At 65.1% G+C, this 20,574-nt stretch carries 15 protein-coding genes; 11 read left to right on the top strand and 4 right to left on the bottom strand.

Going from position 1 to position 20,574, the window contains the following annotated elements; translation table 11 throughout:
• The first annotated feature begins 68 nt into the window (after positions 1-68).
• Positions 69-929, top strand: a complete 861-nt coding sequence (locus tag CH289_RS18580; RefSeq protein WP_094713501.1) for a TY-Chap domain-containing protein — start codon at positions 69-71, stop codon at positions 927-929.
• Here the strand turns inward: CH289_RS18580 and recD are convergent.
• The 3 genes from recD to recC are packed head-to-tail and all read right to left on the bottom strand — an operon-like array spanning position 891 to position 9,486.
• Positions 891-2,789, bottom strand: a complete 1,899-nt coding sequence (gene recD / locus CH289_RS18575; RefSeq protein ID WP_037161177.1) for an exodeoxyribonuclease V subunit alpha — start codon at positions 2,787-2,789, stop codon at positions 891-893. The genes CH289_RS18580 and recD overlap by 39 nt on opposite strands.
• Positions 2,786-6,214 carry a UvrD-helicase domain-containing protein gene (locus CH289_RS18570; RefSeq protein ID WP_094728361.1) on the bottom strand — a complete coding sequence of 1,143 codons (3,429 nt, stop codon included), beginning with the start codon at positions 6,212-6,214 and terminating at the stop codon, positions 2,786-2,788. The genes recD and CH289_RS18570 overlap by 4 nt, the downstream gene beginning before the upstream one ends.
• Positions 6,211-9,486, bottom strand: a complete 3,276-nt coding sequence (gene recC, locus CH289_RS18565; protein ID WP_080738289.1) for an exodeoxyribonuclease V subunit gamma — start codon at positions 9,484-9,486, stop codon at positions 6,211-6,213. The genes CH289_RS18570 and recC overlap by 4 nt, the downstream gene beginning before the upstream one ends.
• Before the next feature lie 117 nt (positions 9,487-9,603).
• Between recC and CH289_RS18560 the strand changes: the two genes are divergently transcribed.
• From CH289_RS18560 to fahA, 5 genes are all read left to right on the top strand, one after another.
• Positions 9,604-10,017, top strand: a complete 414-nt coding sequence (locus tag CH289_RS18560) for a nuclear transport factor 2 family protein (protein ID WP_020113025.1) — start codon at positions 9,604-9,606, stop codon at positions 10,015-10,017.
• Between the two features lie 42 nt (positions 10,018-10,059).
• Positions 10,060-10,587: a MarR family winged helix-turn-helix transcriptional regulator gene (locus CH289_RS18555; RefSeq protein ID WP_020113024.1), complete on the top strand. Its 528-nt coding sequence runs from the start codon at positions 10,060-10,062 to the stop codon at positions 10,585-10,587.
• Positions 10,588-10,662: 75 nt separating this feature from the next.
• Entirely contained in the window at positions 10,663-11,856 is a 1,194-nt protein-coding gene (locus tag CH289_RS18550; RefSeq protein ID WP_037161184.1) for a homogentisate 1,2-dioxygenase, read from the top strand.
• Complete coding sequence (locus tag CH289_RS18545; RefSeq protein WP_094725135.1) at positions 11,853-12,650, top strand: hypothetical protein; 798 nt, start codon at positions 11,853-11,855, stop codon at positions 12,648-12,650. The genes CH289_RS18550 and CH289_RS18545 overlap by 4 nt, the downstream gene beginning before the upstream one ends.
• Positions 12,651-12,705: 55 nt before the next feature.
• A complete protein-coding gene (fahA, locus tag CH289_RS18540; RefSeq protein WP_037182316.1) occupies positions 12,706-13,881 on the top strand; it encodes a fumarylacetoacetase in 1,176 nt (391 codons plus the stop codon).
• Here fahA and CH289_RS18535 read toward each other — a convergent pair.
• Positions 13,878-14,540: an IclR family transcriptional regulator gene (locus tag CH289_RS18535; RefSeq protein ID WP_179276833.1), complete on the bottom strand. Its 663-nt coding sequence runs from the start codon at positions 14,538-14,540 to the stop codon at positions 13,878-13,880. The two genes, fahA and CH289_RS18535, sit on opposite strands and share 4 nt — an antisense overlap.
• A 196-nt stretch (positions 14,541-14,736) precedes the next feature.
• Here CH289_RS18535 and CH289_RS18530 point away from each other — a divergent pair, with 196 nt between their 5' ends.
• The 5 genes from CH289_RS18530 to CH289_RS18510 all read left to right on the top strand — a co-directional run.
• Positions 14,737-15,561, top strand: coding sequence for an SDR family NAD(P)-dependent oxidoreductase (locus CH289_RS18530; protein ID WP_020113019.1), 825 nt, complete (start codon positions 14,737-14,739; stop codon positions 15,559-15,561).
• A complete protein-coding gene (locus tag CH289_RS18525) occupies positions 15,554-16,993 on the top strand; it encodes an FAD-dependent oxidoreductase (RefSeq protein WP_033187993.1) in 1,440 nt (479 codons plus the stop codon). Before CH289_RS18530 ends, CH289_RS18525 begins: the two co-directional genes overlap by 8 nt.
• Positions 16,994-17,032: 39 nt before the next feature.
• The gene (locus CH289_RS18520; protein ID WP_371828557.1) at positions 17,033-18,367 is read left to right on the top strand and encodes an MFS transporter; all 1,335 of its coding nucleotides are present in this window, start codon (positions 17,033-17,035) and stop codon (positions 18,365-18,367) included.
• Positions 18,368-18,378: 11 nt separating this feature from the next.
• The gene (locus CH289_RS18515; protein ID WP_033187819.1) at positions 18,379-19,152 is read left to right on the top strand and encodes an SDR family NAD(P)-dependent oxidoreductase; all 774 of its coding nucleotides are present in this window, start codon (positions 18,379-18,381) and stop codon (positions 19,150-19,152) included.
• A gap of 51 nt (positions 19,153-19,203) precedes the next feature.
• Positions 19,204-20,574 (top strand): FAD-dependent monooxygenase (locus tag CH289_RS18510; RefSeq protein WP_462052405.1); only part of this gene is annotated, 1,371 nt, incomplete at its 3' end.

Here is a 20,574-nt window from a genome sequence, read left to right as displayed (position 1 = left end):
ATATCTTTCGAGGGCGGCGGCTACAGCCGGGTGAAACTTCGAGAATCCGGTTCGACGAAGGAGCGCATGTGTCTACCGAGCAGGGTGGTATCGAGCACGGTCCGTTCGATGCCGGGGTGTTCGATGCCGATGTCGCGGGTGCGTGGCAGCGGTTCGAGAAGAACCTCACCGCTCATGTCGCGGCGATGCCCACGGGAAGCTACGTCACCATCACCTCGGCCCAGGCATCTCATGGACAACGAGGCCAGCGGCCGTATGTGGATCTCGTGGCGATCGACGGAGACGTCATCGTCGGCGTCGCGTCGTTGCCGTCCTACCTGTACCCCGACGACGTCGACATGACGGCCGCCGATCGGCGCCTGCACGGTCTCGGCTGGTCGGAGGCCGGGAAGCCGATGCTCGACGGCACGGTGATGGACTTCACCGTCGACGGACCGCGGGACGAGGCGGATCTGCTCGCCACGGTCGCGGTTGCCACGTTCCGCGAAGTGTGGGACGTGCCCCATCCGTCGTTCCTCAGTGCGTGGACGGTCGGTCTGGCCGACGGCGCCGGCGGACCGGTAGCGCTTGCTCACGAGCCACACCCCGTCGCGGCAGCATCCACCGAACGGCAGGCGTCCGCCGAAGTGCCAGAGGGCCTCCGATCACTGCACACGTTCTGCGAGCTCGCCGGCGGTCCGTTGGACAGCGTGACGGTGGCGTCCCTCTGCGGCGCCGACCGGTTGGACGAACTGGCTGCCACTGCGGGCGTGCACGCCGACCGGGCAACCGCTCGGGCGTTCGAGCTCCGTCGCCGGGGTACGCCGGCTCGGGCGCGCGTCTGGGAACAACAGGCGCGGTCGTGGTCGGACACCGCAGTCAGTCTGCGTCGCCACCTCGGCTCCGCGTCGTCACTCGACGATCGTCCGGCGAAGTCCGCTGGCTCGTAGCACCTGACGTTCCACGCCGGCGCGCAATGCGTCCTCGGTACCGATGATCCGCACATGTTTCCGTGCTCGCGTGATGGCCGTGTACAGCAGTTCACGCGTCAGCAGTGACGAGGCTTCCGCGGGCAACAGCACGGACACGGTGTCGTACTGGCTGCCCTGGCTGCGGTGAATGGTCATCGCGTACACCGTCTGCACCGACGACAGCACATTCGGATGCACCAACAGAGGCGTGCGTCCCCGCTGGAACGCGGCCATCAACGCGCCCCCTCCGGTATCGATCACCACTCCTGTGTCGCCGTTGTAGATGCGTGCGTCGTGGTCGTTCGCGGTGACGAGCAACGGCTGGCCCGGGTACCAGCGCGAAGGATCGAGAAAGGTGCCGGACGACTCGCCCACCCAGTCCATTGCTCGGCGCGCCCACGTCTGCACCCCGTACGGGCCCTGACGGTGTGCGCACAGAAGTCGGTGCGATTCCAGCTCCGCCAAGGCCGTGGATGCGTCACCGGCGCGGGCTGCGTCCGTCACCGACGCGGCGGTGGACAGAACATCCGCCTGAAGTTCGTCCAGCTCCGACGGTGAATGAAAGGAGAGCTCGTCCGGTCTGTCCTTCAGCAATGCGATTGCGTCGTCCGCTCGCCCGTCGCGCACAGCGACGGCAAGTTCCGCGATGGCACCGCCGAACCGTCGGCCTCGGCTCAACCGCACGACCCCGCCTGCCAGACGGGCCCGTTCCTTCGCCGACAACGCGGCCTCGTGCGGATCGCTGACGGCGTCGAGGTCGTCCTCGATCAACGCGGTCAGCGGCGAGGCGTGTCGTCCGTCCGAATGTCCGCCGTCGTCAGCAGCAATGCTTCGGATCGGACGCGCCACCAGGTCCGCGAGGACGGCACCGGCGTCGACGGACGTCAGCTGATCCGGGTCACCGACGAGCACGAGCCGGGTCTCCGGACGAACGGCTTCGAGCAGCCTGCACATCATGGTCAGCGACACCATCGACGTCTCGTCGACGACGATGACGTCGTACGGCAGGCGATTGGTTGCGTTGTGACGAAACCTGCTCTTGCTCCCCCGCTGCCAACCCAGCAACCGGTGCACCGTCATGGCAGTGATTCCCGGCGGAAGCCCGAGGGCTGCAGACTGTTCGGTCACCGATTCCTGGAGCCGCGCCGCCGCTTTGCCGGTGGGAGCAGCGAGGCCGATCCGAATCCCCGGACCGAACTGTCGAGAGAACATCGCCAGCACCCGGGCCACCGTGTGCGTCTTGCCCGTGCCGGGGCCACCCGCGATGACTGTTGTCCACTGTGTGGCAGCCAGTGCCGCCGCGATCCTCTGCCGATCCGGGGCCATCGTCGGCTGCCCGTTCTCGTCGAGGAACAGCTCGTGCAGCAGCGACCTCACCTCGTCGACGTCCACATCGGGCCTCGACGATTCGCGTGTCTCCAGAACCGTCCGAATCGTGCGCTCCTGCAGGTGATACCGATCCAGGTACAGCAGTTCACCGTCGTCGGTGTCGACGAGACGCAGTGGGACCAACGGCCCGCGATCTCCTCCCGTCACCAACGGACTGGCCCGCAACGCAGCCAACACATCCCCGAGCTCCGGCCACGGCAACGAACCGAGGTCGACGTCGGACTCCTCGTCGACGGTCACGTCCCTCAACCTCCGCAGATCCAGACACACCGACCCCGAACGCACAGCCCGGACCGCAAGAGCAGCGGCGAACAGAACATTCGGATCGGATTCTCCGCCGAGCGCACCGAGCCGGAGGGCGACGTGAACATCGGCCGGAGCCAGAACGCCGACCTCGTTGAACGTCTTCAGCAGCCCGTCCGCTCGCTTCACCAACGACGCATCGGTCACGACGAACCTCCTGTTCGACCTGGTCGCTCCGCCGGCTCCGCTCCTGCCCCACCTGGTCGCTCCGCCGGCTCCGCTCCTGCCCCACCTGGTCGCTCCGCCGGCTCCGCTCCTGCCCCACCTGGTCGACCGGATCTCGGATCGTGTCCCGCGAGAAGATCGGACACGTCGGTGACCAGTGCCGGTGGCGGGTACCAGTCGAAGACTCCGCAGCCGGCCGGTGTGTGGGGGCCTGCCATGCCGCGCACGAAAAGATACTGCACACCGCCGAGGTGGGTGCGGGGGTCGTAGTTCGGTTGACGCCAGCGCAAATACCGGTGCAGCGCAACGGCATACAACAATGCCTGCAGCGGGTAGTGCGAGCGCATCATCTCCTGGGCCATGCGCTCGCGAGTGAAGTGTTCGACGGTGAGGTCACCACTGGTGATTCTGTTTGTCTTGTAGTCGACGACGACGTAGCGCGTCCGGCCTGCTTCGTGAACACGCAGGACCGAGTCGATGCTTCCGGTCAGATACCCCCGCAGCGGCGGTGATTCGAGGGCTTCGAGACGGTCGGCATACGAGGCCAGGACTTCGTCCGCGGGCAGATGGCTGCGAAGGAGCCGAGCGATGCCCCGGATGGTCACGACCTGCGCGGTCGGGTTGTCACCGCCCGCGAGAGGAAGTTCGAAGTTCAGCTCCGCCAAGTGATCCGACGGTGCGATGTCCTCCAGCGTTCCGAACCCCAGGGGCGTGCGCAGCACCGGTAGCAACGCGCCGGCCAGCGCCTGCGGCTCGATGTCCGCAACGTTCTCCTCGATCGCGTCGGTGCATCGGCTCAGCAGCTCGGCCTCCACGTCGTCGGCGGACGTGTCCAGGTGCTCGAGAATCTCGTGCACCAGGGTTCCGAACGCCGCTCCGGCGGGCAAACCGTTCATCGGGGACGGGATGCTCTGCATGTCGTCGTCGGGTCCGACCACCGGACCCGACGCAGGCTCGTCGGGTTCGTCTTCGATCCCCGGTTGCTCGGGCTCGCTGCGCACTCCTGGCCCCTCGTGGGCCGCCGCGGTCATGGCGGAGTAGGACGTACGACGCCAGAGCATGTCGAGCGAGCGTCCGAAGACCGCCGCGCCGAGCGCCGGCTGCACACGGGGCGTCGAGTCGACCGGCGCACGCGCATCGCGGCGTTCGGCCGGTTCGACCGCGACTGTCCCGTTCGCGGCCCCTGCCCATGATTCCAGCCTGTTCACGGAGGCAGCGTCGTCGAGCACCTTCGGTCTCGGCTCCAGTTCCGCCGTACCCGGCATCCGGCCGAACAGCACTCGGTGCAGCGGTGACCCGGCCGTCGTGATCGCAGGCGCCCACCACAGGACGACTCGGCACTGGGCTCTCGTGAGCGCCACGTACAGCAGGCGTAGCTCCTCGCCTGCCTGTTCCTTGTCGGACAGTGCTTTTCTCGCACCCCACCCCTGACCGCGCCCACCACCGACGTCGAGGATTCGTCGGTGTTCGTCGTCGTGGTAGACCAGCGTCGCGGGCTTCTGCGGCGATGTCGCGTGCCACGCGAACGGCAGGTACACGACCGGAAACTCCAGTCCCTTGGTCGCGTGGATCGTTGCGATCTGCACTGCTGCAGCCTCGCTGTCCAGTCGGCGGCTGCGTTCTCCGGTGTTCACCGCATGCGGATGGCTGATGCGCTCGGTCAGCCACCGGACGAGTTCGGTTGCGCCGAGCAGGTCTTCGACGGCCGCCTTGTTCAACAGCTGTGCGACGTGGCGAATGTCGGTCAGCGCGCGCTCCCCCGAATCGAGTGCCAGGAGGCGCGCCTCCAATGCCGTGTCTCCGCTCAGCTTCTCGAACATGGCCGCGAATCCCGCTCGACCGAAGAGGTTTCCGTATTCTCGCAAGCTGCTGCTCAGCCCGGCGACGATGTCGTCGGCACCGGCGTCGAGCTGCTCTGCCGTACGACCCAGCAACGGTGTGAGCGCAGCCATCCGGACGCGATCGGCTCGGTGAGGTTGTTCCATCGCTTGAAGCAGCCACAGCCACTGCGTTGCCGCGGGCGTTTCGAACACCGAGGATCCCCCGGTCAGCACCGACGGAACGCCTACCCGATCGAGAGCGTCACGAACGAGCGGAACTTGCGCGTTGTATCGGACGAGGACCGCGATGTCTCCTGGTTCGACCTGCCGTTCCACGCCGTTCAGTCGAATGGTCGTGCCGCCGGCGATCAACTCGGCGATGTCCGCGGCGAGATCGGCGGCGACGATGCCTCGCACTCTGTCGACAGCAGGGAATCCGGACCGGTTCAACGGGCCCGCACCCGTGCGTGGGAGGTACCTCACCTGGAGCGGCTCGCCGTGGCTGAGCCTGGAGTACTCGTGCGTGGCGCCGACCCGGTGAGCGACGATGCCCTCGTGGCCCAGCGCAGCGCCGCCGTACACGTGTTCCAGTCCCGCGAGCAGGCCCGCGTCGCTTCGCCAGTTGGTGGTGAGCTCGAGCCGGTGATCGGCAACGGACACCGCGTCCAGGTAACTGAACACCTCGGCGCCGCGGAACGCGTAGATCGCTTGTTTCGGGTCTCCGACGAGAAGCAGCGTCGAGTTTCCGTGGAAGGCGCGGGCCAGGATTCCCCACTGCCACGGGTCGGTGTCCTGGAATTCGTCCACGAGGACGACCTGAAATTGTTCACGAACACGTGCGCACGCGAATTCACCGAGCTCAGGATCCGCCAAGACCCCGTGCAGTAGCTCCAGCAGATCGTCGAAGTCTCGGATTCCTGCGATCCGCTTGCGTCGGCCGACCTCGGTGCGTACCTCCTCGGCGAACGACACTCGATGTCCGACGGCAGGATCGACATCCATCTCGGGTGCCAGGACAGACTGCCTGTCGGCGATGGCCTTTCGCGCAAGCTCGCGTGCCTCCGTGAGCGTCATCGGCGGATCCCGGTCCGCGACCTTGGCGTAGCGACGAAGAAAGGTGTCGTCGACGACCTCCATCGTCAGGTCCTCGACGTTCTCCACCAGCACGGCGTCCGGCTCGTTCTCCCCCGCGATGCCCAGACTGTCGAGCATCCGCTGGCAGAAGCTGTGCGTCGTCGCAATGGTGCCGGAGTCGAACTCGGACAGTGCCTGCAGCAGACGCTGCCGTCTCGCCAGAACTTCCTCGTCGGTGGTCTCGGCCAGAAAGGCCACCAGGCCGTCGTCGTGCGGACCGGGCAACGCGAGTTGTGCTGCCACCGAGGCGAACCGCGCGCGGGTTCGATCACGCAGTTCCCGCGTGGCGGCTCGGGAGAACGTGACGAGTAGCAGTTGCGAGATGTCGCACAAGCCCTCGGCGACGTAGCGCGTGGCCAATCCGACTATCGCGTAGGTCTTTCCGGTGCCCGCACTGGCTTCCAGCACTGTGGTGCCGGTGGGGAGCGGACCGTAGAGGTCGAAGTCCGTCATGGTCGCCGTACCTCCTCGTTCGCCAGCAGTGGGCGCCAGACCACCCCGGCGAGCGATTCGAACACCGTCTTCTCGGCACCTGCTCCGGAGGGGAACTCGTTCCAGTGGCCTCGGGTCAGAGCCGCGAGGGGCGCGGAGGGGCCCAGTACGTACGCGATACTGCGGTCGGAGTGGTCACCGAACCTGTCGGACCATTTGTCGCTCGCGTCCTTCCACGCGTCCTCGGCAGGCAGTCCCGCCGTTCTCCTCTCCGCATAGACCGACGACGCGATGGGCCCGATCGCCAGTGGTGCGTCGAGGCCCGTGTCGCGCAGCGCAACCAACTCCGCCAACACCGCGAGAGCGTCGGTCGGCGCGTTCATCGTCGATCGCATCGGGTGATATCCCATCCCGCGGCCTGTCGTCACGGCCAGCCAGGGACGCGAACCGTCCTGCGCAGCAACGGCCAGAAGTCTGATCCACGCAGCGATCCGGTGCTTGGGAGCGAGCTTGGAGTACGACGTGCGCGCGATGACGTCACCGTGAATTCCGGTGACCGTCCCGGTGAGCCTGCGTCCACCGCCGAGGTCCACCGAGATGTCCACCACGCGGGGAGGAACGAGGTGTATCTCTCGCGAGGCCTCGTAGAGAGTGTCGACGCCGGTGACGATGTCTCTCAGGGACCGGGCTCCGAATTCGAAGGGCGGCAACGTTCCACGACGCATTTCCGCCGCACGGAAGTCGTCCAGCTCGGTACCGGAGAGCATCTCGTTCAACATCCGGTCCCCGACTTCCCACCGCTGAAGGCCGTCGAGGGTGATGTCGAGCGAATCGGCGATGTCGTCGTCGGTCTCGGGAATCCGCACACCGAGGCGTTGCTTCAGGAAACCCGCAATCGGGTTCTCGAAGAACGACACCAGGTCGGCGAGCGCGACATCGGTCGGCGTGCGGGCCGGCAGGCGACTCGGCAGGAACTCGTCGGCGGGGACGCTGTCCTTCTGGGCGGCGAGCGCACCCTTCAACGACACGGCGTCGAAGCTGAACGGATTCTCGGCATCGAAGTTTCGCGCATCGAACGGCTGCAACGGATGTCGGCGGACCACGTCGGCGCCTGCGGTGGTGCGTACGACGTCGAGCAGCTCGCTCAGCGGTATCGCCGGAGGTTTGGTGGATCCGTTCACGGGGTCGGCGCCGGTGTAGAACAGCAACAATTTCTGCCCGGCGGACATCACCGCGTCGAGCAGCAACTGACGGTCCTCGCTGCGGACGTCCCGTTCACCAGGTGCTGGATCCCTGGCGAGCACGTCGTCCCCGTCCATGCCGCCCGTGCGGGGGAACACTTCGTCGTCGAGGCCGAGAAGTACTACCACCCGATGCGGAACCGAACGCATCGGAACCATGGTGCACACCGTCAGCTCGCCCGTCCTGAAATTCGTTCGAGACGGGCGGCCTGCGAGCGCTCGGGCGAGCATGGCCCGGACGTCGGCGAGCCGGAGCGGTGCCGCATCGCCGTGACGTGTGGCGGCCGCGATCTCACGCAGTGCCTGCGCTCGCTGCCACGCGTCGGCCGGTGCCACGTCGGCGAGGAGGTCGAGTGCTCGAACCAGGGCACGACGCCACTCGGACGTGGTGGAGGTTCCCTGCATGTCGCGTACGACGCTGGCAAGGCGGTCGATGAATTCCGCCAGACGCCCGGTCAGATCGATGTCGCTGCCGTCGACGTCGTCGACGGGCAGGGCACGTCCGAGCCAGTGGTGCGCGGTTTCGTCGGCCGATACTCCCAGAAGCAGTCGATCGACGGCGGCGAAGAACGTGTTCTCGGTGAAGTCGTCCAAGCCGACATCGCGTCGCTGCCGGGAGTTCAGGCCCCAACGTGCGCCAGCCACCTGCGTCCACTCGCGGAGTCGTTCCAGATCGTCGTCGGTGAGCGAGAACTGCCGTCGAACGGGTTCGGCGGCAAGCAAGTCGAGAACTTCGCTCGCGGTGATCCGCCCGACGGCGAGATCGAGCACTGTCGCCACGACGGACAGCATCGGGTTGGTCTGACGGAGACTGCGGTCGGCGAGGCGCACCCTGAGCGAGTGCCCGGGATGATCCAGCGAACCCAGTCCGAACGTCGCTCTGATCAACGGTGCGTAGGTCTCGACGTCCGGACACATCACCACCACGTCACGCGGTTCGAGTGTCGGATCCTCCTCGAAGGCGTGGAGCAACACCTCGCGGAGGACCTCCACCTGCCTGGCCGCGCCATGGCACGCGTGCACGGCGATGGTTCCGTCGGGTGTCGCCGAATGCACCGGCGCGCGTGCAGCTTCGATATCGGCTTGGACACGTCCGAGCAGGGTGGGTACTTCGAAGGATTCTTCCTCGGCGCGATCGACGATCCTGGCGTCCAGAGCAAGGAGTCTCGACTGGAGCTCTCGGACGTCCCGGGACAGGCTGGCGAGCAGCGGGTGATCGATCGTCAGGATCGATCGGTCGTCCGCACGCTTGACGATGGAATTCGACCGCGCCCTCTCGTCCCACAGCGCACGACTGGGATGCGGAAGCCAGAAGTGCACGTCTCGATGCGCTGAAATGGCTGCGACCACCTGCAGTTGATCGGTCGTCAGACGAGTAGCGCCGAAGATCGACAATCGGTCCGGAAGCCGGAGAAGATCGGGACGGCTCCGCACGACGTCACAGCTTTCCGAGAGCCGTTCCGCCGGACTCGGCGTGCCGATACGTTCACGGACCGCGCGCCACAGCTCGGCTTGCCATCGCAGATCCTCCGGCAGGTCGCCACCGAGTCCGTCACTGTCGACGCCGCGCTGCCAGTCGACGAGCATGAGCGGCCGGTCCGCTCCGTAGGTGCGAAACAGACCCGCCAGATGGGCCGCCGTGGACCACCGACGTCCGGCGCGATGGTCGTCGGCACCGTGCCCGAGGTGGTGCGCCACCACCGCGCACCACGGCTGGTCCATCGACTCGTCGAGGACCGCGAGGGTCGCCCAGAGAACTCGATCCGTCGACCACGCGTCGTCCACCGGGTCGAAGCCCGCAGCATCTGCCAGGGCTTCGTCGACAAGCTTTGCCGGAGAGGGGAACTCGATGTTGGCGGCAACGCCGTCGCCCCCGTCACCGCCGAGGGAAACCGACAGCCGCTGCGTCAACCACCGCTCGACACCACGTGCGGGGACGGAGACGACCTCGGCCGCGAACGGATCCGACAACGGCGTGGCCAGAACATCGGCCAGAGCGGACGCGAGAACACTCGTGCGTGTCGCACGATGGATCAGCAGCGTCAACGTCACTCCCCTTGCTCGTCGCCGGCGGCGGAAATCTGACTTGACCCTACTCGAGCGACCGACATACTCTCGCGACTACGAATCGCACATTATGTGCGTTTATCGCACGGCTGAGGGAGCTTCATGATCGACGCGGAGACTGCTACTGCGATACAACTTCTCTACGGCCGCCAAAGTCATGCGATCGACTCGGGACGCGCGGACGAATGGGCGCGCACGTTCACCCAGGACGGGGTATTCGATTCACCGAGCTACCCGCAGCCCGCAGTCGGCACGGCCGCGCTGACGGCGTTTGCGGAGCAGTTCTTCGCCGATGCCACTGCCGCACGGGAAAAGCGCCGCCATGTGATCACGAATCTCTCCGTCGACGATCGCCAGGACGGCTCACTGGACGTGGACTGCTATCTGCAGATCATGGCGACTCCTCGAGGTGGCGCCACTCGACTCGTACGCTTCACCGTGGTCCACGACCGAGTAGTCCACGAGAACGGCAGTTGGCGTGTCGCCTGCCGAACGGTGTCCCGCGACGATATTTGATACATACATTTATTTTCTAGCACGGTCGTTAGGGTTACTGACGTGACCGATTCCGACGAACCCGACTTCTGGTCGTTCATCGCCGCAGCCAACTCCAAGCTCGCGGGCGAGTACGGCTTCGAACATCAACTGGCAACCGAAGTACTCCTGACGCTCAACCGCGCGTCGAACATCGTCACCTACGACCTCGAATCCTCGATCCATCGGCCGCGCGGCTGGTCGTGGTCCTCGTTCCGCCTGCTCTTCGTGACCTGGCTCGCCGGACCGATCGAACCGAAGCGCGCGGCCGAACTGAGCGGAATGAGCCGAGCCGCGGTATCCAACCTGTCCAAGACACTCATTGCCGACGGGTTGCTCGTCAGGACACCCGACCAGGTCGACGGCCGATCGGTCCGACTCGCCCTCACCGACGACGGACACACCCGCATGGTCGAGTCCTTCGCCGAACAGAACGAGCGCGAACAGGCGTGGGCAAGCGTCCTCACCGAACCCGAGCAGCGGATTCTCGTCATGCTGCTGAACAAGCTGATCACCAACCGCAGCCAGTTCGACGTTCGCGGGCGCAATTGACGGCCAGGGTTGCACAGATCACTCCAAACTAGTTAATGTGTTTACTATCAGCTCAGGACACATCTAGGAGATCTCGTGGCCTACTACCGGCAACTCGGCTCGGTACCGCCGAAGCGTCACACTCAGCACCGGACACCCGACGGAGGCTTGTACTACGAAGAGTTGATGGGCGAGGAGGGCTTCTCCTCGGATTCGTCGCTGCTCTATCACCGCCACATCCCATCGGCGATCGTCGACGCGACCGTCTGGGAGTTACCCGACCAGTCGACGACGCCGAATCACCCACTAAAACCACGACACCTGAAGCTGCACGATCTGTTCCCGCCGGACGTCGTCGCAGAGACCGACGTGGTCGACGGCCGCCGACTGATCCTCGGAAACGGTGACGTCCGAATCTCGTACGTCGTCGCCACGAAGCCGTCGCCGCTGTACCGTAATTCGACCGGCGACGAGATGGTCTATGTCGAATCCGGCAGCGCTACAGTCGAAACCGTGTTCGGCGCACTGCAGGCACGCCAAGGCGACTACGTACTGATCCCCCGCGCGACGACGCATCGCTGGGTCCCCGACGGCGAGATACGCGCTTACGCGATGGAGGCGAACAGCCACATCGTCCCGCCCAAGCGGTACCTGTCGAAGTTCGGCCAGCTCCTGGAGAACGCACCGTTCTGCGAGCGTGACCTTCACGGTCCGGCCGCCCCTTTGCTTGCCGAGGGCACAGATGTCGAGGTCCTCGTCAAACACCGTGGATCCACTGGAATCGTCGGCACCCGCTACGTGTATCCGAACCACCCGTTCGACGTCGTCGGCTGGGACGGATGCCTGTATCCGTACACGTTCAACATCTCCGACTACGAACCCATCACCGGTCGTGTGCACCAGCCCCCGCCTGCGCATCAGGCGTTCGAGGGCGACAATTTCGTCATCTGCAACTTCGTGCCGCGCAAGGTCGACTACCACCCGCTGTCGATTCCGGTGCCGTACTACCACTCCAATGTCGACTCCGACGAGATCATGTTCTACGTCGGCGGCGACTACGAAGCCCGTAAGGGCTCGGGCATCGAGCAGGGCTCGATCTCCATCCATCCTGGCGGACATGCTCATGGTCCCCAGCCCGGCGCGTACGAACGTAGTATCGGCGCCGAGTTCTTCGACGAACTCGCCGTCATGGTCGACACGTTCCGCCCCCTCGAACTCGGCGAGGGCGCGCTCGCCTGCGAAGACCCGGCTTATGCCTGGAGCTGGGCTGGGCGAGGACCTGCGTCGTGACCGCATCCTCGATACCGGAGCTCTTCCACGGACTGTGCGACGACGCAGCCCTGTTCCCGCCCGGCAACGCACCTCTGGGCCACGCGGTGCCGCAGCACCTCGGCTACCGCGACGCAGCCTACGCACATCTCGTCGGGCCGTTCGTCTTCCCGATCCCGCGACTACATGAGCTGACGCCCACGAAGATCGACCTGTCGTTGACCGCTCCTGGAGGCCCGTCGAGCGTCGCTGCAGGACTCGAAGCAGCGCAGTCGATCCCAGGCGTTTCGGTCGTAGCCGTCGAGGTCGCAATTCCGGACGGCACCGACCTGACTGCACTGCGCGCCGTCGCCGACAACGTCGACGTCTACGTCGAGATCCCCCGCGACGATCGCCGACACGACATCTTCGACGCCGTCGAGCGGCGCGGTTACCGGGCGAAGTTCCGCACGGGAGGCGTCACAGCGGACCTGTATCCGGACGAGGCGGAACTGGCGGCGGGCATTGCCGAGGCCTCCCGTCGTGGTGTTCGGTTCAAAGCCACCGCAGGGCTTCATCACGCGATCCGGAACACCGCCGCGGACAACGGTTTCGAGCAGCACGGCTATCTGAATGTGCTGCTTGCAGCTCAGGCCGCGGCCGACGGTAGTTCAGTTCGTGATCTCGAACGCATCCTCGCGATCCGGGATCCCGATGTCGTGGCGAAAGAAGTCGCCGCGATCGACACCGACCGCGCATTCCTGTCGTTCGGGACCTGCAGTATCAGTGAACCGCTCGACGACCTGATTTCGCTAGGACTCATCAACCCCTTGTGAGTAGAAATGTGCACCAGGGTGCACATTTCTGCTCACAGCTCCGAAGGAGCCCCACGTGACACATATCGACGTCCCTTTCAACTCCGAGTTCGGGATCGACAACCTCCCGTACGGCATCTTTTCGACCGGTACGACCGACAAGCGCGTCGGAGTCCGGCTCGGCAACAACGTCGTCGACCTCGTGCAAGCTTTGCACGACGACGTGTTCGACCACGCGTCTCTCAACCCCTTCATGGCTCAGGGCCGCGCGCGCTGGATCGAGGTCCGCACCACGCTCACCGAGGCCGTCACGACAGACTCCGTCCCAACCGACGCAATTCACCCGCTCGACACCGTCACGATGCACATGCCGTTCGACGTGGCCGATTACGTGGACTTCTACGCCTCGGAACATCACGCCACCAATCTCGGTCGCCTGTTTCGTCCCGACGCAGAACCGTTGCTGCCCAACTGGAAACACCTTCCGGTCGGATACCACGGTCGCTCAGGTACCGTCGTCGTCTCCGGAACGGACATCGCGCGACCGAACGGTCAACGCAAGGCGCCCGATCAGGCGATGCCGTCCTTCGGGCCGAGCACTCGACTCGACATCGAGGCAGAGATGGGCTTCGTCGTCGGAATCCCGTCGAACGGCCCGATCACACCGGACCGATTCGCAGAACACGTTTTCGGTGCCGTAGTCGTCAACGACTGGTCGGCCCGCGACATCCAAGCCTGGGAATACGTGCCCCTCGGCCCCAATCTCGGCAAGAGCTTCGCGACGTCGATCTCGCCGTGGGTAGTGCCGCTGCTCGCCCTCGAGTCAGCGCGAACCATCACCCCGATCCAAGAGCCGCAACCCCTCGAATATCTGCGTGAAACTCAGTCCTGGGCACTCGATATCGACCTGACCGTCTCCTGGAACGGCCACGACGTCTCGTACCCGCCGTACCGCGAGATGTACTGGTCACCCGCTCAGATGCTCGCTCACCAGACCATCAACGGAGCCACCTCGCGCACCGGTGATCTGTTCGCGTCGGGAACGATCTCCGGGCCGGAGAAGCACCAGCGCGGGGCGTTCATCGAACTGACCTGGGGCGGAGCGGAACCCGCGATACTGGGCGACGAGACTCGAACTTTCCTCGAAGACGGCGATGAGGTAGTCATCGCTGCCAACGCACCAGGACCGAACGGCACCCGCATCGGTTTCGGCGACGTCCGCGGCCGCATCGTCCCGGCAAAGAACGACTAATGCAACAGCCGACCCAATTGTGCCGCCGCGGCGACCACCGCTGTGCCGAGGCGCTTTTCGTCGTCGATCTCGAAGACGGACGCGCCGAGACTTGCCAGCGCATCACCGCGGCGGCCTGGAATCACCGCTGACACACCACCTACAGACGGAATGACCTCACCCTGGGTGACCGCATAGCCGACGGCGCGGGCCCGGGTCACTTCTGCGCGCTCGCCTTCCACCTCGGGCAGAGCGGCGAGCATTGCAAGTCCGGCGGATCCGCGGTCGATAGGATCCACCTGTCCGCCGCGAAAGGCGACGTGTACCTTCGCGCCGCGGGGTTCGACGACCATCAAAGCTCGCACCTCGCGGTCGTTCTCGCGTACGACGAGATGCACCGTCGCACCCAGCTGATCAGCGAGCTCCTCCAACACCGGACGCGCCACGGTTCGGAGATCTTGCTCGACGGGCTCGGCAAGCGCTACGAGTCCTGCCCCGAGTGCAATTCGTTTGAAGTCGTCCCGACGGCACAGGTGATGCGCCTCCAGGGTCCGCACCAGTCGGTGCGCGACAGTGCGATGCACGCCGATGCCTTCGGCGATCTCGGTTATGGACAGTCCGTTCGGATACTCGGCCAGAAGCTCCAGAACCACCAGGCCGTGATGAAGGGTTTTCGACATGCCCGAATCGAGCTGAACAGCATCTTTACCCGAGAAACCATGAGTCACTTGTCGCCCCTGTTGACGTTTGTGAGGTGGACCACCTACAGTTCGATATGTATCGCACACTGCGTGCGATTATCGCACATCTCCCGGGCCACCGCAAGCTCTGCTCCGGTCAGCCCGATCGAGAGACTTTTTCGCAAGGAGAGATTTCATGACCACCACCAATCCTGGACGCGTCGTAGACCGCACGATGACCGCGGTCTACCCGGAACTCGCGGGCAAGGTCGCCGTCATCACCGGTGCCGCGCGCGGAATGGGCTCGGTGTTCGCCAAAGGTCTTGCGGCTCGCGGTGTGAACGTCATAGGCGCCGACATCAACGACGCGCAGATGAAGGAAACAGCCGAGCAGCTGAACCGCGAGCTGGCCACCGACAAGCTCGTCGCCCAGCCCGGAAAGGTCGTCGGCGCGCGCATCGACGTCACCGTCGCCGACGATCACGAAGCCCTGGCGCAGACCGCTCTTTCAGAGTTCGGCCGAATCGACTTCTGGATCAACAACGCGGGCATCTTCCCGTTCGCCCTTGCTGCCGACATCACGCCGGAGCAGATCAATGCGACGCTGAGCGTCAACGTAGAGGGAGTCCTGTTCGGTTCTCAGGCGGCAGGCAGGCACATGAGCGAGGGCGGCGCCATCGTCAACATGTCCTCGGTGTCCGCACTGCGTGTCCGCAAGGGCCGTGGCGCCTACTGCACCTCGAAGGCGGCCGTCGCACATCTGACGGAGTCCCTCGCTGTGGAATTCGGCGACATCGGCATTCGCGTCAACTCCATCGCACCCGGCTACATCGACACCGAGATGACCCGTTGGGTCCAAGAAGACCCCGAAGCCCTCGCAAAGGCGCTCGACGCCGTACCGCTGCACCGCCTCGGCGCACCCGAGGAGGTCTTCGGTCCACTCCTGTTCCTGTTGTCGGACAGCGCACGCTACGTGACCGGGCACAGCATCGCCGTCGACGGTGGCTCGCGCCATGTCTGACAACGATTACGACGTCGTGGTGATCGGTGGTGGCGGTGCAGGACTCGCGGCAGCTGTAACCGCAGCCGAGAACGGCGCTTCGGTGATTCTGTTCGAGGCGTTGAAGGAACTCGGCGGTTCGACGGCTCTGTCCGCCGGCCTGTTCACTGCGGCGGGGACGTCCGTCCAGCGCGGTCTCGGTATCGAGGACAGCGCCGAGAAGTACTTCCAGCACTACATGGACCTGAACCAGTGGATGCTGGAGCCCGGACTCGTTCGCGCGTTCTGCGAGAACGCCGGACCGACACTCGAATGGCTCATCGAGCTCGGTGTCGAGATTCCCGTCAGGGTCTCCGGCAACGCTCATCAGCCGGGGCTGAGTCAGGCGGGAGTCGAAGACGTATGGCGCGGACACGTACCGAAGGATCAGGGATACGGACTGGTGCAGGTTCTCGACGCCGCTCGCCGTAAGCACGGCATCGACGTCGTCCTCGATACCCGCGTTCAGTCCCTGCTCTCCGAGAACGGACGCGTCGTCGGTGTCGTCGCCGACGACGTCGAGCTCAGTGCAGGCGCTGTCGTCGTCGCGTCGGGAGGCTTCGCTCAGGACCCGACGTTCGTCGATCGCCACTATCCCGTCGCGAACAAGGCAGGCGACTCGCTGTTCGTCGTTGCCGCCGAAGGCAGTCGCGGTGACCATCTTCGCTTCGCCGAGGCGGTGGACGCGTCGATCGCCGGTGACGGATGGGGCCTGATGCTTCCCACTGTCTACTTCCAGCGGTACCACCACTGGCAGTCCGGATTCCCGCCGAAGTCACGCATCTACGTCAACGCCGCAGGACGACGATTCATGGACGAGGACGCTTCCTACGCCGTCTCTACCGGCATCATCGATCACCAGGGCGGTTCGGCGTGGATCGTCTTCGACGAGAACGCACGGGTGAATCTGCCCGTGGGGTATGCGGATTGGGCAGCCGATCGTGTCACCGAGGAGGCCGACGCCGGCCGCACCCTGCGGGCCGACACCCTCGATCAGCTTGCCGACCTGATGCAGGTCCCCGTGACGGCCTTGAACGCTACCGTCGCGCGATGGAATGCTAACCTGCCGCGCGGCGAGGACCCCGACTTCCTGCGTCATCGGACGTTGTCGAACAAGGGGAGCACCGAGAATCCCGACCCGGTCGACCAGGGCCCGTTCTACGCAGCACGCATCCTCCCCGCGGAACTGGTCTGCACACACGCAGGACTGCAGATCGACCGGAACTCGGCCGTACTGAACACCGACGGCGTTCCGATTCCCGGACTCTATGCCGCCGGTGAGGCAGGTGCCGGTGTTCTCGGCCTGCGCTACGTGGGCGGCGGTAACGCAGTAGCCAACGCGTTGACGATGGGTCGCATCGCCGGCCGAAACGCCGCGCACGCAACAGCGAGCGCCGAGGCGCTGGCGATCTGACCTCTCCACTCCCCTACCCTTGACCACTGAGGAACAATGATGACTACCAACGAGAGCGCCGTGCACTCCGAGCCCGGCCGCGAGGCCGATGAGTCGACCACGGTGAAGCAATCCCCCTTGACGGTGATACGCGCCGCCGTCGTCGGAACCGTCGTCGAGTACTACGATTTCGGCATCTACGGCTACATGGCCACGACCATTGCAGCCCTGTTCTTCGTATCGGAAGATCCCACCGCCGCGTTGCTCGGAACCTTCGCGGCATTCGCTGTTGCCTTCTTCCTTCGCGTTCCCGGTGGAATCTTCTTCGGACACATCGGTGACAAGTACGGACGAAAGAACGCGCTGTCCTGGACCATCCTGCTGATGGTCATCGCGACAGCCGGAATCGGACTGCTGCCGACGTACGTCACCCTCGGAGTGTGGGCGACCTCGGTCCTGGTGCTGTGTCGATGCCTTCAAGGATTCGCCGCAGGCGGCGAACTCGGCGGAGCGAACGCCTTCGTCTCGGAATCCGCACCGACTCGGTGGCGTGCGACTCAGACCTCGATGGTCAACACCGGCACCTACATCGGTTCGTTGTTGGCGTCACTGTGCGCACTGGCGTTGAACACCGTCTTCACCGAGGACCAGGTCCTGTCGTGGGCGTGGCGAATCCCATTCCTGCTCAGCCTCGTCATCGGCGGAGTCGGCATCTGGATCCGTAGCAAGCTCGACGACACACCGGAGTTCAAGGAGCTCGAGGACAAGGGCGAGACCAAGAAGCTACCCATCTCGGAGCTCCTGAGCACCTCCCGCGGAAGCGTCGTCAAGATCATTTTTCTCGGCGCACTCATCACCGGCGGCTACTACATCGCTTCGGTCTACGCGGCGACGTACCTCAGGACCGAAGGCGGCCAGACTGCCCAGGCAGCATTCCTCTCCACCTCCCTGGCCCTGGTCCTGGGCGTCATCACCCTTCCGATCGCGGGCTTCATGGCCGACAAGTACGGTCGCAAGCCGGTGCTGTTCGGCGGCAGCTTCGCATCCATCGTCCTCGGAGTGCCGATGTTCATGATGATGGCGGGCGGCAGTTTGTGGCAGGCCGTCGTCGGCCAGTCCGTCCTGTTCATCGCGGTCTCGGTGGTCAACGGCGCTTCGTACGTCACCTACGTCGAGATGCTCAAGACATCGGTGCGCTACAGCGGTCTCGCACTCGGAAACAACACCACCAACATGCTCCTCGGTGGTACCGCGCCGTTCATCGCGACGTGGCTGATCTCGATGACCGGCAACGCACTGGCTCCGGCCGGTTACTTCGTGTTCTGCGCCATCCTCACGTTCGTCACGGTCTTCTTCGTCGCCGAGACCAAGGGCACCGAGCTGAAGACCGGATAGGGAGCGCAGACATGAGTTTTCAAGGAAAAGTCGTTCTCGTGACCGGCGCGGGCAGCGGTATGGGCAAAGTCGAATCGCAGTTGCTCGCGCAGCGCGGCGCGAAGGTGTGGGTCACCGACATCTCGTCCACCTCGGCCCAACAGGTGGCGGGAGAGATCGTCGCCGACGGTGGCCTCGCAGAGTTTCACGCTCTCGATGTGACGTCGCCGGACTCCTGGCAGCAACTCGTGGAACGCATCGAAGACGTGGACGGCGGCTTGGACGGACTCGTCAACAATGCAGGCGTCAGCCACCGAGCGGGGATCGTCGAGACGACCGTCGAAGATTGGCACCGCGTCATGGACATCAATCTGAGTTCGGTGTTCTACGGCATGAAGTTCTGCGCGTCCTTGCTCGTGCGAGGAGGTGGGTCCATCGTCAACGTCTCGTCCATCGCCGGCATGCTCGGCTACTTCGCGGCCGGATACGGCGCCAGCAAGTGGGGAGTACGTGGTCTGTCGAAGGTCGGTGCACTCGAATTCGCCGAGCACGATGTCCGCGTCAATTCGATCCATCCCGGCCTTGTCGACACCCCACTGCTGCACTCGGGCTCTTCGGAGTTCGTCGACACCAGCCTGAAGTCCGTTCCAGCAGGTCGTGTCGCCGACTCGGAGGAGATCGCCGAGTCCGTCGCATTCCTGTTGTCCGACGCCGCTCGTTACATCACCGGGACCGAGATAGTCGTCGACGGTGGCTTGACGTCCGGCGGGATCTACCACCGAATCACCCGCGAGCTGAAGGGATGATCGTCGCAGTCATCCGCCAAGCATGAGATCGATCCGAGTATGGGCCGCAGCATGTCGCTGCGGCCCATACTCGTCCTCGTTCGATCATGCGACGGAGGTGGCGTACACGTGAGCGCAGATGTGCTGATTGCCGGAGCGGGACCCATCGGGCTGACCGCGGCGATAGAGCTGCGTAGGCGAGGTATCGACTGCCGCATCGTCGATTCCGCGTCGACTCCGCCGCAGTACGCGAAAGCCGTTGGTATTCAGCCGCGCACGCTGGAGGTGTTCGAGAACATGGGCGTCTCCGGTGCGATCCTCGATGCTTCGGTGCCGATGCGGGGTCAGATCGCGTTCGACGGAGGTGTCGAGGTCGGCCGAATCGAGCTGACGTTGCCGCCGGATGTTCCGTACTGGTTCGCCGGACTCCCCCAGTACGAGACCGAACGCATTCTCGCCGAGCATCTCGCCGGGCTGGGGACTGTGGTCGAGCGGGGCGTCGGGCTGGCGTCGTTCGAGCAGGACGGGCAGCGCGTCGCTGCGATCCTGACCGACGGATCGACGGCGGACGTGCAGTACTTGATCGGCTGCGACGGGGCCCACAGCGCGGTGCGCAAGCAGCTGGGACTGACGTTCGAGGGTGGGGCGTTCGCGGAGGGCTACATGCTGGGCGACATCGAGGTCGACTGGTCGCTACCACCGGGTTACGGGGTCAGGAGCTCACACCGGACCGAGGACGGAACCGTCGACGATCTGCTGGTGGCGATCCCACTTCCCGGCCACGGTCGTTACCGGATGTCGATGTTCGTGCCGGAGGAGCTCACGGCCGCGCCCAGTGCCGGCGACGGCATCGTGCACGGCTTCACCGGTGGGCCGGCGCCCGAACTCCACCACATCCAGGCGGTGTTGGACCGGTTGTCACCAGAACCGACGACGGCACGGAATCTGCGGTGGTCTTCCGTGTTCAAGATCAGCCACCGCATCGTCGACGCGTACGGCAGGGGACGCGTCTTCGTCGCCGGGGACGCTGCGCACATTCACCCTCCGACCGGCGCTCAGGGCATGAACACCGGCATTCAGGACGCGCACAATCTGGCGTGGAAGGTGGCCCTCTCGGTGCGGGGCATCGCCGCGGACGGCCTGACGGACACCTACGACGCGGAGCGCAGGCCTGTCGGTGAGGACGTCGTCGGGATGACCGTCCGCAGCGCCCGCGAGGGCATCGGCGCCGGTGAGAACTCCTTCGAGACGGCGATGCGTCGGCAAGCGCAGTTGTTGATCTCCTACCCGCCGGGTCCTCTCGTGTCGGCAGTCGACGACGCGTCGACCGCGGTGCAACCGGGAGAACGCGCTCCGGATGCTCGGGAGTTGCGTCGGGACATCGTCGCGTTCTCCTTCCGGTTGTTCGATCTGTTCGCCGGGGTGTCGCACACGCTGCTGCTG

The organism is Rhodococcus sp. RS1C4 (assembly GCF_002258225.1).
Classification (GTDB): domain Bacteria; phylum Actinomycetota; class Actinomycetes; order Mycobacteriales; family Mycobacteriaceae; genus Rhodococcoides; species Rhodococcoides fascians_E.
This window is presented reverse-complemented; position numbering and strand designations above follow the sequence as displayed.